General features: G+C 58.0%; 17 protein-coding genes. All 17 read right to left on the bottom strand.

Annotation, left to right across the window (positions count from 1 at the left end; genetic code table 11):
- Window positions 1–366: 366 nt before the first annotated feature.
- Window positions 367–1,158, bottom strand: coding sequence for a hypothetical protein (locus tag TBK1r_RS21900; protein WP_145215426.1), 792 nt, complete (start codon window positions 1,156–1,158; stop codon window positions 367–369).
- Window positions 1,158–4,289, bottom strand: a complete 3,132-nt coding sequence (locus TBK1r_RS21895; RefSeq protein ID WP_145215423.1) for a phage tail tape measure protein — start codon at window positions 4,287–4,289, stop codon at window positions 1,158–1,160. The genes TBK1r_RS21900 and TBK1r_RS21895 overlap by 1 nt, the downstream gene beginning before the upstream one ends.
- Before the next feature lie 16 nt (window positions 4,290–4,305).
- Window positions 4,306–4,488 carry a hypothetical protein gene (locus tag TBK1r_RS38925; protein ID WP_419580258.1) on the bottom strand — a complete coding sequence of 61 codons (183 nt, stop codon included), beginning with the start codon at window positions 4,486–4,488 and terminating at the stop codon, window positions 4,306–4,308.
- A 333-nt stretch (window positions 4,489–4,821) separates the two neighbouring features.
- Window positions 4,822–5,337 (bottom strand): hypothetical protein, encoded by a 516-nt coding sequence (locus TBK1r_RS21885; RefSeq protein ID WP_145215416.1) that lies wholly within the window; start codon window positions 5,335–5,337, stop codon window positions 4,822–4,824.
- Window positions 5,338–5,397: 60 nt separating this feature from the next.
- Window positions 5,398–5,808: a hypothetical protein gene (locus TBK1r_RS21880; RefSeq protein ID WP_145215412.1), complete on the bottom strand. Its 411-nt coding sequence runs from the start codon at window positions 5,806–5,808 to the stop codon at window positions 5,398–5,400.
- Window positions 5,809–5,823: 15 nt separating this feature from the next.
- Window positions 5,824–6,381, bottom strand: coding sequence for a hypothetical protein (locus tag TBK1r_RS21875; RefSeq protein ID WP_145215409.1), 558 nt, complete (start codon window positions 6,379–6,381; stop codon window positions 5,824–5,826).
- Entirely contained in the window at window positions 6,378–6,821 is a 444-nt protein-coding gene (locus TBK1r_RS21870) for a hypothetical protein (protein ID WP_145215406.1), read from the bottom strand. The genes TBK1r_RS21875 and TBK1r_RS21870 overlap by 4 nt, the downstream gene beginning before the upstream one ends.
- On the bottom strand, window positions 6,818–7,198 hold the full coding sequence (locus TBK1r_RS21865; protein ID WP_145215404.1) for a hypothetical protein: 381 nt from the start codon (window positions 7,196–7,198) through the stop codon (window positions 6,818–6,820). Before TBK1r_RS21865 ends, TBK1r_RS21870 begins: the two co-directional genes overlap by 4 nt.
- Window positions 7,195–7,473 (bottom strand): hypothetical protein, encoded by a 279-nt coding sequence (locus TBK1r_RS21860; RefSeq protein ID WP_145215401.1) that lies wholly within the window; start codon window positions 7,471–7,473, stop codon window positions 7,195–7,197. The genes TBK1r_RS21865 and TBK1r_RS21860 overlap by 4 nt, the downstream gene beginning before the upstream one ends.
- Window positions 7,474–7,478: 5 nt before the next feature.
- The gene (locus TBK1r_RS21855) at window positions 7,479–8,507 is read right to left on the bottom strand and encodes a hypothetical protein (RefSeq protein ID WP_145215398.1); all 1,029 of its coding nucleotides are present in this window, start codon (window positions 8,505–8,507) and stop codon (window positions 7,479–7,481) included.
- Between the two features lie 61 nt (window positions 8,508–8,568).
- A complete protein-coding gene (locus TBK1r_RS21850; RefSeq protein WP_145215395.1) occupies window positions 8,569–9,183 on the bottom strand; it encodes a hypothetical protein in 615 nt (204 codons plus the stop codon).
- A 29-nt stretch (window positions 9,184–9,212) separates the two neighbouring features.
- Window positions 9,213–9,539 carry a DUF2190 family protein gene (locus TBK1r_RS21845; RefSeq protein ID WP_145215391.1) on the bottom strand — a complete coding sequence of 109 codons (327 nt, stop codon included), beginning with the start codon at window positions 9,537–9,539 and terminating at the stop codon, window positions 9,213–9,215.
- A 20-nt stretch (window positions 9,540–9,559) separates the two neighbouring features.
- The gene (locus TBK1r_RS21840; RefSeq protein ID WP_145215388.1) at window positions 9,560–9,892 is read right to left on the bottom strand and encodes a DUF2190 family protein; all 333 of its coding nucleotides are present in this window, start codon (window positions 9,890–9,892) and stop codon (window positions 9,560–9,562) included.
- Between the two features lie 63 nt (window positions 9,893–9,955).
- Window positions 9,956–11,977: a phage major capsid protein gene (locus TBK1r_RS21835; protein ID WP_145215385.1), complete on the bottom strand. Its 2,022-nt coding sequence runs from the start codon at window positions 11,975–11,977 to the stop codon at window positions 9,956–9,958.
- Window positions 11,946–13,442, bottom strand: coding sequence for a phage portal protein (locus TBK1r_RS21830; protein WP_145215382.1), 1,497 nt, complete (start codon window positions 13,440–13,442; stop codon window positions 11,946–11,948). The genes TBK1r_RS21835 and TBK1r_RS21830 overlap by 32 nt, the downstream gene beginning before the upstream one ends.
- Window positions 13,443–13,502: 60 nt before the next feature.
- Window positions 13,503–13,700, bottom strand: coding sequence for a hypothetical protein (locus TBK1r_RS21825; RefSeq protein ID WP_145215379.1), 198 nt, complete (start codon window positions 13,698–13,700; stop codon window positions 13,503–13,505).
- Window positions 13,701–13,853: 153 nt separating this feature from the next.
- Window positions 13,854–14,210, bottom strand: a complete 357-nt coding sequence (locus tag TBK1r_RS21820) for an FKBP-type peptidyl-prolyl cis-trans isomerase (RefSeq protein WP_145215376.1) — start codon at window positions 14,208–14,210, stop codon at window positions 13,854–13,856.
- Window positions 14,211–14,231: the final 21 nt, after the last annotated feature.

Genomic DNA, 14,231 nt, shown 5'->3' with positions numbered 1-14,231 from the left:
CATCGAAGACGACGCGACCGACCTTATCTTCGGCGATCGGTTCGATCGCGACGCCCACTCGCCCCGTTGACGCGCTCGCCCCAGGTTTGCCAACTTTGATTGTCGCATCACGAACGAATCGAGCGAGTTCGACTGGACCATCGAGCGGGTCGGTCAGTGGCTGAACAAATCCAGCCGCACCACCGATCGGAATCGTCTGCGATGTGATGTTGTGAACGCGAACCGTCGCTGCGTTTTGCAGGTGCGTCCGTGGTCCGCCTCCACCGGGCAACCGATTCTTGTGCAGTGCATCAGCCGCCGCCAACAGCCGGTTGTACTCGGTGGCGGTGATATTGTACTGGTCGCCGGGGCGAACTCGTCGTGTCATCAGTTGATGCCCAGCGCGTTAAAGTTGCCCTCCGGATAGACTTGCTCGACGTAGGCCGCGGCCGGACGGCGTAGAACGCGATCGCCGACCACCTCTTCATCGTGCCGGACCCACAAGTAGTCCCATCCGCGCTTGCTGATTCCCGAGATCGCGCCAACGGACAACGCAGGTTGGTTGGGACGCGCGGCGAAGTGATAAGTGATGTCGACCCAATTCTGTTCATCTTCGCCACCGTCAGCTCCGAGAAACAGAGCTTCACCAGGGGCGAAAATGGACCAGTCGGTCGAGTTCGTGCGACCGGTCATCGACACAACGGCCAACAAATAGGCGGTCGAAACCCATTCGAACTTCTTCCGCACCGAGAACTCGAATGCCGGTACGGTCACATCGACGCCTTCGACACCGGAGTCGCTCACGCCGATCGCGCCATGGTAGACCGGAGCGACCTTACCCGGTGCGGGATAGATTCCTCGCGTACCGAGGGATTGATTGAGGTGCGTGGTTGCTCCGGTCGTATTGAACGAGACCGGATCGAGTTTGGTCTTGTTGATGGTGACGCTGACCAACGCGTGTTTGGCGTTGATAAACTCGGCGTCGATCTGTAGGTACGGAATCAGGTCCGGGAAGTTGGCTTTGTAGTAGCCGTAGGCGGCGCTGGCGGCCGCCGCCGGATTGACTTCGCCACCGTTGGTCGCAACGTAGGCGACGAAGTCCGAATGCGATTTTCCTCGCGATGCCTTCTCGGAGAGCGCCGCGGTCTCGAAGTTGTATCCGCCGGCCGAAAAGCTCATCAGCTAAACACCAAGCCTCCGGACTTCGATCGTTCGACCAACCGGCGCGTATTCTCCGCAGTCGCGATAATCGCCCGTTTCATGTCCTCCGTGATGCCATCGCCCGACGAAGCGGGAAGCTGCAAACGAGACGTAGCACCACTGAGTGCCATGTCGAATTCGGTGAGGGACTGACGGACCGAGGCGAAGGCTGCGTTGATCGACGCAACATCCATCGCTGGTTCATCACCTTCCTGCTCGACCGCAGCCATCGCCTCGTCGATCGGTTTGTTATCTTCCGAAAGTTTCAACTGCGGTGCTGCGATTACCTCCTCGTCCAACGGTTCGATTGGATCCAGTTTCAGAGGCTCCAGCTTTCTCGCACTACTGCCCAGCCCCAATCCACGGGAATCGAAGTTGCCTGCCGACTCGACTTGCGCCGTGCTGTCGGGACCAGCCGCGAATCGATCCATTGATGCTAGAGCATCAGGATCGATCCCGAGTGCTAGATCCTTTGGATTTGGCGGTTGCAGTTCTGGATCATCGATCCCGGGTAGATCGACCGGGGGAATATCGACGTCATCGGGATTGATCGGTTCCGGCAACGCAGGCGGTTTCGGCGGCTCGGCAATGTCAGGTGGGGAACCAGGTTCAGTGCGGTCGGATGGTGCGGTCGCATTGTTCGCCCGATCAATGGCGGCCTCGAAGTCGGCTTGAGCTGCTGCAACCTTTTCGTCTCGTTCCCGCTGGCGATCGCCCAACTCATTCGTACGCGCTGCCTCACGAGCTGCTTTGGACTCCGCCCGCATTTGGTCGAGGGTGGATTGGACACCGGCCGTGGTGTCTTCGATCAGTTGCTGTCGTTGAGCCTGAGCAGAATCGTTTTCCCGAAACTGTTGCTGTTTCGACTGATCGACGACCGCATTCTTAGCATCGGTCTCCGCGTCAGTGGCTTGCATTTCCGCATCGAGATCGCGACCTTCACGTGCTTTGCGCCGTGCTTCGAGTTGAGCCGCGATGCCCTTTTGCATCTCGATGCGGTTGGCTTCGATCTGCTGCTTGCGTTTCGATCGACGTTGTTGTCGCTCGATGATGGCTTGATTGCGACGTTGTTGCTCCGCCGCTTCGGCCGCGCGAGTATCGGCATCGATCTTGGCCATTTCGACGTCAACATTGATATCGTCGTCGAACAGAGCTTTGAGCTTGATCCATGCCTTCTTGAGGAAGCCGACGGTCGAGTTCCACATCGACTTCACTTGGCCGACAAACACGGTCCATGTGTCGGCCAAGTAGTCGACTGTTTCGACCCACGCTTTCTCAACGCCGGCCAGGGCATTGATCAGTACGCCACCGATTTGCACGGCGACGTCACCGGCGATATCGACCAGTTCGTGAAGTTTCAGGAATCCCTTCTTTAGAAAGCCGATCGTATTGTTCCAGCCTTTCTGGACTGCGGACGTAAGAATGGTCCAGCCGTCGGCCATGAATCCGAGCGTGTCGTTCCAAACACCGGCTAGCCCGGACAACGCACCGATCAATACGTCACCAATGGCGTAGGCCGAGTCCGCCCAGACATCCGCGATGTACTGAGTGAACTCGGCCCATTTGGTTTGCAGAAAGGTAGTGCCTTTGATCCACTGTAGTTTCAGATACGACCAAAGCACGTCGGTGGCCGCGGTGATGTCGCCGGCCGCAAGAGCGTTGGCGATCGCACCGAAAGCGGCGAGTGTTTCAGCTTTGAGGACTTCAAAGACGTCCCCCAGATACTCAATCGCCTTGCCAGCGATGCTGGTTGAATACAGGAAATATCCACCGAGGGCCGCGATTGCAGCGACGACCAGCCCCAGCGGTGTGAACAACATCCCGACGGCACTGACGATCACTCCGATCGAGGCACCGATGAAACTGAAAATGCTGGCCAAGCCACCAACGGCGAAGGATGCCGCGGCGGCAAACGAACCAAGCGTGAACAGTGCGGCGCCGATTCCGATGATGGCGACCGCACTTGCCGCCGCAATCTTGACGATCTTTTGATTCTTATTGATCCACTCGATCACCCCTGAGGCCGCGCGGCTAAACGCATTGACCATGTTGGTGACACTACCTTCGAGCGATTCACCGATTGCGATGGCGACGCCCTCGATCGAAGACCTGAGAATCCGAAACGCGCCGCCGAGACCACCCTCCATTTCCTCGGACGTCTTCGCCGCAATCCCGCCAGCGTTCTGCAGCTCTTGGTACAGCTCTCGCGTGTCAGCGACCGATTTTCCGATGGAACTGGCAGCCGTAATGCCCAGCAATCCGAAGACTTCGTTGAGCTTTTGCGCCTTCTCGGCCGTGCCCATGTTCGCGGTCGCCGCAGCGACTTCGCCCAGGATGTCGACCAGCGATCGGGCATTGCCCTTAGCATCCTTTGTCGCCACACCGAAGACGGTTTGAAACTTTTCGGATTCCGCCGCGCTGATCGTCAGCAATCGACGCAAGGCGTTACCGGCCGATGAACCTTGGATGCCCATGTTGCCGAGGGTTCCCAGCACCGCCAGGGTTTCTTCCAGGCTCATGTTGGCATCGGCGGCAACGGGACCGGCATAAGACAAGGCTTCGCCGAGCGATTCCACCGTGTTGAACGATTTGTTCGCCGCGGCGGTCAATCCGTCGGCAACGCGAGTTGCTTCGCCAGCTTCCATACCAAATTGCCGAATGGTGGCTGCCATGATGCCGGACGCCTGCGTGGCGTCGGTCCCAGTCGCGCGAGCCATATTCATCACCGCGGCCGTCATTCGCTCGATCTGCTCCGGCTTGAAACCGGCCCGACCCAGTTCCGTCATCAGCGAGGCAACTTCGCTGGCAGAGTAGCTGGTGGTTGCACCAAGCTTTTTGGCGGTATTGCGTAGCGATTCCAGCTGCGTTTCCGTCGCCTGTGTGATCGCAGCAACACCACGCATGGCATCATCGAAGTTGGAGAAGATGGCCACGCTGCCTCCCAGAGGAGCCGCTGCAGCGGTGCCGAGCCCCATGAATTTTGTACCGAGCAAGCGAGATGATTGCCCGAACGATTGCAGTCGCTTCTGAGCAGATCGAAGCCCCTTCACGAACGCTGCATCCTTGGTCAGCAATTCGACATAGGCGGCTCCGGCTTTGACTTGCGACATGCGTGGTAAAATCTCTTCATGGACGTTCTGTCACAACCGACCAGTCTTTGCCGTTGGTGGTGACGATCCAAAATCTCCGCTTTGATCCATCGCGGATTCTGGTGAAGCCGACCTTTTTCACGCCGAGCTTCCAAGCTTCATCGCGAATCGCATGACACATGGCTTTCGTCACCGGCTTATCAACGCCGATGACTTCCATCGTTTCGCTGTCGACCCATCGGCAAGTTGCTGACCAGTCGTAGGGATCACCGTAAGCGGAGTCTGGCTTGGACCAGACTCGTAAGCATGCCGCGATCGGTTCGATATGAACTTTCATGGGTTCATGCGGGATTCAGCGGTCTCCCGAGAAGGCTTGCCAGTTGCGGCACGGTGATGGGAACCGGCTTCGCAGCCACCCGAATCAGTGGATTGAAATCGTCGGGCTTGAACGGTTTGCGACGACGCCGTCGATCGCGGTTAATCTCGGCTGTCAGCGCCATCACGCTTGATGCGATGTTCCAATCATGTCGCCGACGCGCGTCGGCCATTTGCATCAGTTGGCGGAGGGTGAGCGGTCCTGGGTCGACTCCGACGACTCCAGCGAGTTCGATGACGATCCGTTCGACATCGGCACCCCGAGTTTTTGTTCCAGATCGCTGACGATCGAGTCCACCAGCGTCGGATCGTCCAGCCTCCGTTCGATCGCTTCCAGTCCCCGCGTCTCGATCATCCGCTGTTTCTCGGCCGCCTTCCGCAGAAGACGGCGACGGGACTCCGGGAAGTAGGCCACCAACGCATCAACGACCGCTTTGCAAGCTTCATCGATCGCGTCACCCGCCAAGCCTTCAGCAAACGCTTCATCGTCAACGTCTTGCTGGTCCGCCTGCGGTTTGCAGATCGCGAACAACACATCGCCCAGGAGTAAGGGATCGGTTGCCAGCCGATTGATCAAATCGCCATCAATGGCATCGAGTAAGCGAACGTCGGTGAGTGTTTTCACGCGGCGAAGCGTCGTGTTGTCGATATCGACGATCCAAACCCGGCCGCGGCGATCAATGAATTTCTGCATATGTGTATCGAGTTGAAAAGTTTGGAGCGGGTAAGCAGAGCCGAAGTTCGAATGCGATGCTTAGGTAACGACCGGGACGTTGATTCCGCCACCGGTCGCGGATTGGGTGGGTTTAAGCGTCACGTCTGCCGAGACCACCTCTTCGAGGTTTTGATTGACGTTGAAGTTCATGACTTCGCAGGTCAGCGTGAGAGAACCACCGGCGTCACTGATGTCGACATCGCAGGGCGTGCCGCTGCTCCACAGTCCCTGAAGCATCCCGAACGAGGTATCGCCGTTTTTGTTGAGCACGGTGAACTCGATCGAGGCATCCTTCAGCGTCCCCACGGTGGCCCGCCAACCGTTGTTGGCTCGCGTTGATGCATCCGCCTCGGCCTTCTCAAGATTGACGGTCAGGTCTTTGACGTTCTTGATCTCGGCACCATCGATGGTAAGGACGGCGTCGAGACCGAGGACTACTTCTGCTGACATATTGATTCTCGCGAGTTACTTCACACTGTCACGCCAAAACTTGGGCAAGCGTGACTGATTGGCTTCGAGGGCGGGCCGCATAAATGGGCGTTTGGGATAGCGACGTGGCATTGATGTACCGCGCCGCTCGTTTTCTGCTTCGATCAGTCGGGTCGCACGGTTGGCTTGGGCTCCGGTCAGCAACTTCGTCCGAACGAACTTGCCCGGCCGGATGACTCGGATCGGACCGTGTTGACCGACCCGGAAGCGATGACGTTTGAGTTTGCGACGTTTCGTGGAAACGCCACCGAATTCATGCAGGTTCCACAGTCGGCCAGCAATCTCGTTGACCGGACCAATGACGGCCTCTTCGCGTTCGCGATTCACCTCGTAGCGAATCACGCGACGGAGCATGCCGGTCTGCGTGTGAGGTGGCGATCCGGGGCTGGACGGTTTTTTACGTTTGCGGATCGACCGTTTGGCGGTCAGTCGAATCGTTCCGGCCGCGTGCCCGAGCGATCGAAAGTTGGCGGCCTGGACCTTCTTTTGAACCTGGCTTTGGTTAAAGCGGACACGTGTCCGGATCTGGATCACTTGGCCAATTCGAAGGTGAGCGTCAGCAGGCTGGTGAATTGGTTCAATTGCGTCCAGTGTTCGACCGAGTATAGAACCGCGTTCTCGACTTTCACACAGCGAGCGGCGACGAACGAGTTCAGTCGCTTGAGGCGGAAGTAGTCGGCCAATTCCTCGACAAAGAAGACGAGTGGGTCGATCTCTTTGGCGTCGCCTTTGGAAAACTTTTTCTGGACTGCCACGTCGATCGTCGCGTGAAATTTGTTGCTTGCTCGGTCAAGTGGCAAGTACTCGACCTCACGCGGCACCACCGTGACTCGCAATTCCTTCATGTCCTCGAGATCGAAGTTAGGAACGTAGAGTCGCTGGGCCGCCAGATTCGGTTTGCTGAAGTCGCCGGCATTGATTTCGGCGACAACGCTCTCGGCGATTTGAATGATTGTGGCGGGAGTCGCGGTCATGAAAGGGTATCGACCAGTTTGGTGTGGATGCGGAGTTTGACGCGAAAGGGATCGCTATAGCGCCAAGGCGGTTCATTGCCGATCGACATCAGCTCGTAAACGAACGTCGTGTCACCATCCGTTTCGAGAATGCGGTCACCACGGCGAGGCCAGGTGCCGATGTCGCTGCTGAGCAGGTCTTTGGAGTTGATCAGAAAATCACGGACTTGAGCGCGGGTGATGATCCCTTCGCCGTCGTCCTGCTCGTATTCCGACTTTCCGATCGTGGCCGCCAACTCGACGGATAGCTCGTCGCGTTGATAGGTCACCAATCGCGATGCGTGCTTGGTCAGTTTGTCAGACAGCCACGCCTGACCACGCTGCAGCAGGTCGCTCACGATTTGGACGACCGTGATGTGGTTGTGGGCTTCGACTTGAGCAGCGTCGCTGCCTTCTCGCCCAGCTCGTCACGCCACGCCTCATCGGCTCGCCGTTGATATTCGTCGGCGATCGCTTCGGCTTCTTCGTTGAGTTGTTGTTGCCGGTAGTTGGTCGGCCGGACGAACGGCTGGGTGAAGTTGAGATTGTTACCGTCTCGGTCGCGTTTCTTTGTCGGCAGCAAGGCCACGGCAACGAGCACCAGGACGACAACGGTTGCAATTCCAAGAATCATGAGCCTTACATGCCTCGCTTGATGAGAATGAATCCGAGCAGAATGACCGCGACGACAATCAACGCGAGCGTCGCCAATTCGCCAGCACCTGCCCAAATCAGGGCTTTTCGGCCGTCGGAATCACGGTCAAAGAGTGGCTCGCGATCACGGTCTCGATCGAAGGGCCGCCATGTGGGCTCGGTCGGTTCGATCGGACAATAGCCGTCTGGGCAATCTTCGGGAGAGAGTTGGAGCGTTGGCGAGATCGCTGAGTCCCAGGAATAGCCACGCGACTTGAGGGCACCAGTCTTCTGAGCTTGCCGCGTTTGCTGATAGAGTTCGTAGCCGTAACGCAGATCGTCATAGAGTTCTGCCGGAGTCGATGGCAACATCGTGTAGCCAGCCGCGTGAACATGACCGCCGCTTGAATCCTGGAAAAGAACGACAGGGAACTGGCTGGCGGGAACGATGTCGGCAAAGCGGGTCTTGTAGAGAGCGTTGCTCTGGGTGTAAACCTGGAACTCGCAGCTTTGCCGGAGTTTCGAGAGCTTGGCGTCGTCGTTGAACCATTCCAGCAACTGCTGGCTCCTTGCGTCATTGCCGACAAACAAAGCGATCTGGTATCGCTTCGACGTAGTCTCGGGAACCGCGCTACCGCTTGGATTGGTGGGCGTGACAATGATCGGCGCCGGCACGGTGGGCGCAGGCACGGTCGACGGCGTGGGAGTGGATGGCTTAACGGCCGGCCTGGTGGGAACGACGCGATACGGTCGAATCGTGGGCCGAACAACCGGTGGACAAGACGGCGGGCAATAGCCAGATTGCTGTTTGAGTTCGCCTTGAGCTTCCAGGTTCACCTGAGCCGGTTCGCGCAGCTTTTCGATTTGCCGTCCAACTTGTGGAGTCGGCCGCGCTGTCGGTAGTTGCCACTCGTCTTTCGGCTGTGGATTGGGTGTTCGATGCAGTGCAGAGAAAACCGCACCGAGCAGGACCGCATGCAGCACCGCGACAACGATCAGGCCGACGCTCAGCCGGATCCGAATTTCATCCTTCATTTTTCACGTTGCTCCAAGCAGAAAAAGTGTATTGCCGGTCGTTGGTTGCACGACGATCGACTTAATACGACCCGTCAAGAATTTCGTAACTTCGGTAGGGCAAGGAACTGGCCGGGTCTTCCATGACGGTCAGGGCAAATCCGCCGTAGCCCGCCCAGAGGCGTACGAATTGTTCGCGCGGGGTGAGCTCAAACCGACCGGGATAGTTGTTGTCAAGAATTGCGGCGTATTGCTGACCGTTGCGCTGGACCCAGCCGACGAAGGTGCAACAGTGAGCCGGCTTCCACCACAGAATCGCGCCGCGACGTGTTGCGTTGGCCCAGTCCAGAAACCTCGGGTCGGCTTTGACCGTGTAGCTGTAGTCGATGTCGGCGGCATCGAGTCGGTTCCGCAGCCGCGTGTCCCACTCGCCATCGCTGTAAGTTGCTCGCCAGCGTTCGCCAAGTTCATACTCGTTGAGCCAACGCAGGTGATTGACCAGCGACGCATGGACGCAGCTGCCTTGATTCAGCCGGCCAGTCCAGTTTCGTTGGTGCAGCTGCGGCGGAAGGTTGGCGACAGGTCGTTCCGCTGGCGGTGCAGGTAGAGGACGGACCCGTACTGACTGCTCCGGCAAACATCCCGTCAGGAGCAGAAGCAAAAATGCAGTGGCAATCGCACGCGGGAACCCTTTCACTCGGCTTTCCTCTTCAAGGTGCACGGGGACTATTGCGTCAGCAGGACGCGAACGTAAGAACTGCCCGGCGCCGCTGGCAAAATTGACTTGCCAAGCAACGGGTGTCCGCTGGCCGTTTTGACGACGTGCCAACTGACGGTCGACCAATAAAGTCGCGTGCCAACGGCGATGTCGGTCGACGGATCTTTCATAACGTCGAACACACCGCGGACAGTGATCGCGCCGGTACCACCTGCGGCGACGAAGAATCTACTGATGCCAACGAGTTCCCCCAATACAACGATCGAACCGGCGGGCACGTCCGCAGCAGGAACAAAGTCAACGGTCGATCCGTTGTGCAGGAAGGCTGCGGGCATCGCGTGTCAGCGTCCTATCGCTATTGGCTCAGCCGGACACGCACACTTTCATCGCCGGCTGCAGCCGCCAACACCGCCTTGCCCAGCAATTTGTTTCCGGTCGCTGTCGTCTGCGGCTCGTTGCTTCCGTCAACGTAAACTTTCTGGCCTACGGTGAAGGCAACCGCGGCGACAGGATCTTTGGGCACGTCAAACACACCCTCAACGGCTATTGAGCCGAGCGTGTCGGCTTTAATCGCTCGTCGCGTAATGCCGACAAGATCGCCCTGCACCACGATCTCTCCTGATGCAAGGTCGGCGACGGGTGTATGGTCGATGGCCGCTCCATCGTGAACAAACTCTGCTGCAGACATAAGAACCTCAAATGGACGTGATCGCGTGTGTTGCTACCGCGGGAAAGACATGACTGCTAGGGATTACGCTTCGCCGGTGACTTTCACTGCGGCACGGTGGTCTTGGCTGTTGACGCCGAAGTCGATGTAGGAGCGGAAGCCCATGCCGAGGGTGTTCGGCGGCATCTCGACACGTTCGATCACCGGCGTGCGGCGGCCGTTGAGGAACACGATCTCAAAGGCCGGCAGGACTCGCGGATTGGCGAAGAGATACCAAGCTGTGCTAGAAGCACCTTGGTAATACGAGTCCGACAGATGCGGCGTTGAAATGATGCGGTATTTGTTACGGTGCGGGTTGTCGACCGGAATCTTGGTCGGCGAACCTTGTGCGTCGATCATCAACTGGGCTGAACCCATCAACAGTTCCGCTTCGGTTTCCAATTCGACCGGCACAACCAGGTACTCGGGACGAATGTTGATCGGCTTCTGGTCTTTCGGCTTGCCGCCGGGGCCAGCCTTCTGCTTGCGGAAGGTCGTCTTGGCAACGGTAAGGCTGTCCGGCCCGAACTTGGTGTCGACACCTTCGAGCAAGTTCGCGTTACCCGACGAGAAGAAGCCAGAATTCTTCAGTAGCAGTGTGAAGAACAGGTCATCGATTGATTCGGCGCCGCTGCGTCCCATTTGGCGTGGGATGTCCATGAACGCGTTGAGATCATCGTTGATGATGTCGTGCCGAGTCAGCGTGAGAATCTGACCGTACGTATCGGCCTTATTTGTGAATTTCTGGTCCGATAGTTTTCCATGTTTGAGCTCGCCGTCGGGAGCGACCTGTTCAAAGCCGCCGGTACCAAGCAAGCGATAGCGTGACACCTCTTTGAAGTCGGAGACGGTGCCGACACTGCACAGATCGAAAGCGGCGATCGGTGTGTTCTGATAAGCCGCGAGCAACGTCTTGTTCATGACGTTTTCCATGATGCTCGGCAGGCTCATAGAAGAAAAACCGGCGCGGATAGTTTCCGTTCCGTCGCCGAAGACGCGAGGCACATCAATGCCTTCACTGCGAGCACACTCGGCGACGAGTTCCTTCAAGCCAATATGACGGAGCGGATGCGCCGCTTCGAGAGTGCGTTCGCCATAGCTTGCGAGCAGTGTCTTTTCGTCGATCCCGACCGACAAGCAAGCCGCGGCTTCAAGGACCTCACGGTTGTACCGCGGCGAATGTTGCGATTGGTCGGGAGCTTTGGGGCGTTCGCTTCGCAACACGGCAAGTTCCGTTTTGGTGATGGACCAGCCTTGCTCGATCGCATCGGCTTCGATGGTGGGATGCTTGTCACCGCACAGCTTGCGAATGCCGGCGATGCGACGCGATTCGGCGGCGGCTTCGGCACGCATCTGTTCGACGGCCGAGAGCGGCTGAGGTTTGGCTTTCGGCTTCGTGCTCATGTCGAGACTCGCGTTGACAGGTTCGAGGTCGTCTGTGGTTTCTTCACCGCCGGATTCCGGATTGTCTTCGTCCGCCTGGCCGGCAGCGACGCGGGCTTCGGTGTTGTCGTCCGCGCCGAGGGCGACGAAGGACACCTCACCAAGGGTGGACTTGCGAGCGATGTAGAGTGGGCCGTTGTGATCGCGTCCATTGGCTTTGGCGGTTTTGCCTTCCGGGATGAAGACCACCTTGTCGGCACTGGCTCCGAGCGATGCCTGCCATGGGAAACCGTTCTCGCTGGTCGCGATCACTTCCTGGGCCGTTGTTCCAACTCCGGAAATGACGCCAGCGACCTCCAATGATCGTTCGCTGATCCTGATGTCGTCGGTATGGCCAACGATGCTGCCACGGTCGTGGTCTTTTAAAATCGGTCGTGACTTGCGAGTCACTCGCAAACCTGCCAAGTCAACCACGACCGGATACGGCCAACCGCCCAGCCGCATCGCTCCGCCGGTGTATGCGACCATCGAAAACTTCCGCAGCGCCGGTTTGTCATCGCCTTCGACCGGCGGATCGGCTGCGGCGAGCGTGATTGTCGCCGCGTCATCGCAGACGATGCGTAGCGAACTGGGGACGGATTCGGCTTCAGCTTCAAGCGGTTTGGGGTTCAGCGTCTTCGGCATGGTCTTCCGTGACTTCGGGTTCGGATGAAGAATCAGTTTCGTCGGACTCGATCGTCAGACCGAGGTCACGCATCAGTGCGAGTTCTTTCGCGCGTTGCTTGAGTTCCGTCTCCCAGTCACGCCCCTGCCGCGCAAATTCGATAGCCAGAGTTGTCGTATGACTGGCGAGACGGATCTTTTGCGCATTGGCCTCTTTGGCAGGATCGACATGCTCGTGGCCGTCCCAGAACCACTGGTGCTCGAATGTGGAGTCGAGCGTGCGAAGCGAATTGGGCAGATAGCCCTCGATGAGAATGGCTTCGCGAAGCCAAGCGTGCAGGATACGGTCAAGCACCACGCGGGAGAGTTGCGATTGCTCGACACGAATTGATTTGAAATAGGTCTGGTGATCGAGCCGCCCACTGGCATAGTTGTAGCCCGACGAATTCCCAGCGGCGACATTGAACGGCATGTTTAGGCAGCGAGCGATCTCGTTGAGGATCTCTTTTTTAAACTCGCTGTACGTGGTCGATGGCTGCTCACTTTTCATTTGGGCCATCTTCCAGCCACCGGGCATCGTCAGCAGCATTCGCTTCTCAAGCTCGATCGGCTCGAAAGGTTCGGCCGAATCGGCCTCGCCATTCGCCGGTGCATCGGTGTAGAGAATGCCGGCGAATTCAGCGGCCGTTTCCGCAGCGGCTAGGACCGCGAGCGTGAATCGCCTCAGTTGTGCAAACAGCGGTAACGCCGGCGTGATGTCCGGGATACCGCGAATCTGCCCTGGTCGATCGCAGCGAAAGTAGTGGACCACATCCGCTGCCGGCACGGTGTCATATTCATCGTCGACGACAAAGAGCCCATCGCCGGGGTGATTCTTCAGGATGTCGTACGATACCGGGTTGCCATCGGCGTCAAACTGAATGCCATCGAGATAACGGCGTGTATCGCGCATCAAAGTCGGTGAGGCGACTTGATCGGCTTCAATTAAACGTAGGTCCAGATTCACTGGAGTTTCCAGTCGCTCGTTGCTGGTGAGCAACCCGAACGATTCTCCATCGGCAACTCGCGATAGCCGCATTGTCCGCAGTTTTTCAGCAAGGCCAACGGCCTCACACCACGCGAAGAATTCCGCTTCAACAAACCGATTCGCTGCATCGTCGGCGGTCAGCATCTGCAACCGAGGCCCGGTACCGACGACATCATTGGCGAGCGTCAACGTAATGCCGCGTGCGTAGCTGTTGTTGGCGACTTCGTAACGCGATCGATTGCGCAGCGTCCGTCGGACGTCGGGGCTGTTGGCCGCAGCGGCGGAAAGTCCGTCGGCGCGCGACCAGTGTTTGAGGTTGTCGAGTGTCGTGTTCGCAGCGTCATACTTGGCACGCAAGCGTGAGAAGAAGGGCTGCCGGGGCGAGCGTCCAGAGGCGACGGAGCGATGGAGTGCTCCGCCGCGCAATTGCTCGATGATCCCTGACAAACTTTTCAGCATCCGTGCTGGTTCCTGTTGCCGTCCCCGGCAGCCCTTTTGAATTGGAGAGCGAAAGAAAGATCAGCCAGCAGATGGCGGCACGATCTTGTTGAAGCGAAGCCCACGATGCGGCTTGGCAACGGCATTCTTGCCGGCGAGATGTTTGTCAGCCGCAATCTGATCGGTCAGCTTGTGCTGTTCCACCGAACCAGCGTCGCCCGAAGCCTTCGCTGGCCCTTTCGCGTTCTCGCGAATCTCATCTTCAAGGTTTTCAGCCATCAAACGATCTAGAGGAGGAATCGATGTTTCCCGTTACCTCTAGACCTTCCAACTTTCGAAGTCAAAAGTCGAAACAGGTGAGTATTTTTTGAGAAATGCTCGCCGACCATTCCGCTACCACTTGTCGGCGATGCTTTTGGAACGGCCCATTGGTCAGCCCGATTTCTCGCAACGCAGCAGTTCGATTCTTATACACAAGACGGCGTTCGAGGGAATCTTTCCGGGAACACCTGCAGCACCGTAACAAAGATGCGGACCGGCTTTCAGTTCGCGATGCCCGCCGACTTGCATTCCTTCCACGGCGTAGTCCACAGCGGCGATGACTTGCCGTTTGCCAACCACAAAAGCATGTTCATCAAACGTTGCAACGACGTCTCCACGATTGAGCCGGATCTCCAGTCGGACCACGGCTGAATCGCCGCGCGACGCAACAACCCCAGTGCCGACAACCTCTGTGTCGATCTTCAATCCACCTCTGAGCTTGCTACGTGGTGTATCGCTTGAGTCCATTGGTCAGTGCTCCGTTCGATC

The organism is Stieleria magnilauensis, assembly GCA_007753675.1.
Classification (GTDB): Bacteria; Planctomycetota; Planctomycetia; order Pirellulales; family Pirellulaceae; genus Stieleria; species Stieleria magnilauensis.
The sequence above is the reverse complement of the archived record's forward strand: the minus strand, read 5'-3'. Positions and strand labels throughout refer to the sequence as shown.

Excerpts from the sequence above, each read along its gene's own strand:
- TBK1r_RS21900 (WP_145215426.1), bottom strand. The coding sequence starts at position 1,158 with ATGAGCTTTTCGGCCGGCGGATACAACTTCGAGACCGCGGCGCTCTCC.
- TBK1r_RS21895 (WP_145215423.1), bottom strand. The coding sequence starts at position 4,289 with ATGTCGCAAGTCAAAGCCGGAGCCGCCTATGTCGAATTGCTGACCAAG.
- TBK1r_RS38925 (WP_419580258.1), bottom strand. The coding sequence starts at position 4,488 with ATGGAAGTCATCGGCGTTGATAAGCCGGTGACGAAAGCCATGTGTCAT.
- TBK1r_RS21885 (WP_145215416.1), bottom strand. The coding sequence starts at position 5,337 with ATGCAGAAATTCATTGATCGCCGCGGCCGGGTTTGGATCGTCGATATC.
- TBK1r_RS21880 (WP_145215412.1), bottom strand. The coding sequence starts at position 5,808 with ATGTCAGCAGAAGTAGTCCTCGGTCTCGACGCCGTCCTTACCATCGAT.
- TBK1r_RS21870 (WP_145215406.1), bottom strand. The coding sequence starts at position 6,821 with ATGACCGCGACTCCCGCCACAATCATTCAAATCGCCGAGAGCGTTGTC.
- TBK1r_RS21860 (WP_145215401.1), bottom strand. The coding sequence starts at position 7,473 with ATGATTCTTGGAATTGCAACCGTTGTCGTCCTGGTGCTCGTTGCCGTG.
- TBK1r_RS21855 (WP_145215398.1), bottom strand. The coding sequence starts at position 8,507 with ATGAAGGATGAAATTCGGATCCGGCTGAGCGTCGGCCTGATCGTTGTC.
- TBK1r_RS21845 (WP_145215391.1), bottom strand. The coding sequence starts at position 9,539 with ATGCCCGCAGCCTTCCTGCACAACGGATCGACCGTTGACTTTGTTCCT.
- TBK1r_RS21840 (WP_145215388.1), bottom strand. The coding sequence starts at position 9,892 with ATGTCTGCAGCAGAGTTTGTTCACGATGGAGCGGCCATCGACCATACA.
- TBK1r_RS21835 (WP_145215385.1), bottom strand. The coding sequence starts at position 11,977 with ATGCCGAAGACGCTGAACCCCAAACCGCTTGAAGCTGAAGCCGAATCC.
- TBK1r_RS21830 (WP_145215382.1), bottom strand. The coding sequence starts at position 13,442 with ATGCTGAAAAGTTTGTCAGGGATCATCGAGCAATTGCGCGGCGGAGCA.
- TBK1r_RS21825 (WP_145215379.1), bottom strand. The coding sequence starts at position 13,700 with ATGGCTGAAAACCTTGAAGATGAGATTCGCGAGAACGCGAAAGGGCCA.
- TBK1r_RS21820 (WP_145215376.1), bottom strand. The coding sequence starts at position 14,210 with ATGGACTCAAGCGATACACCACGTAGCAAGCTCAGAGGTGGATTGAAG.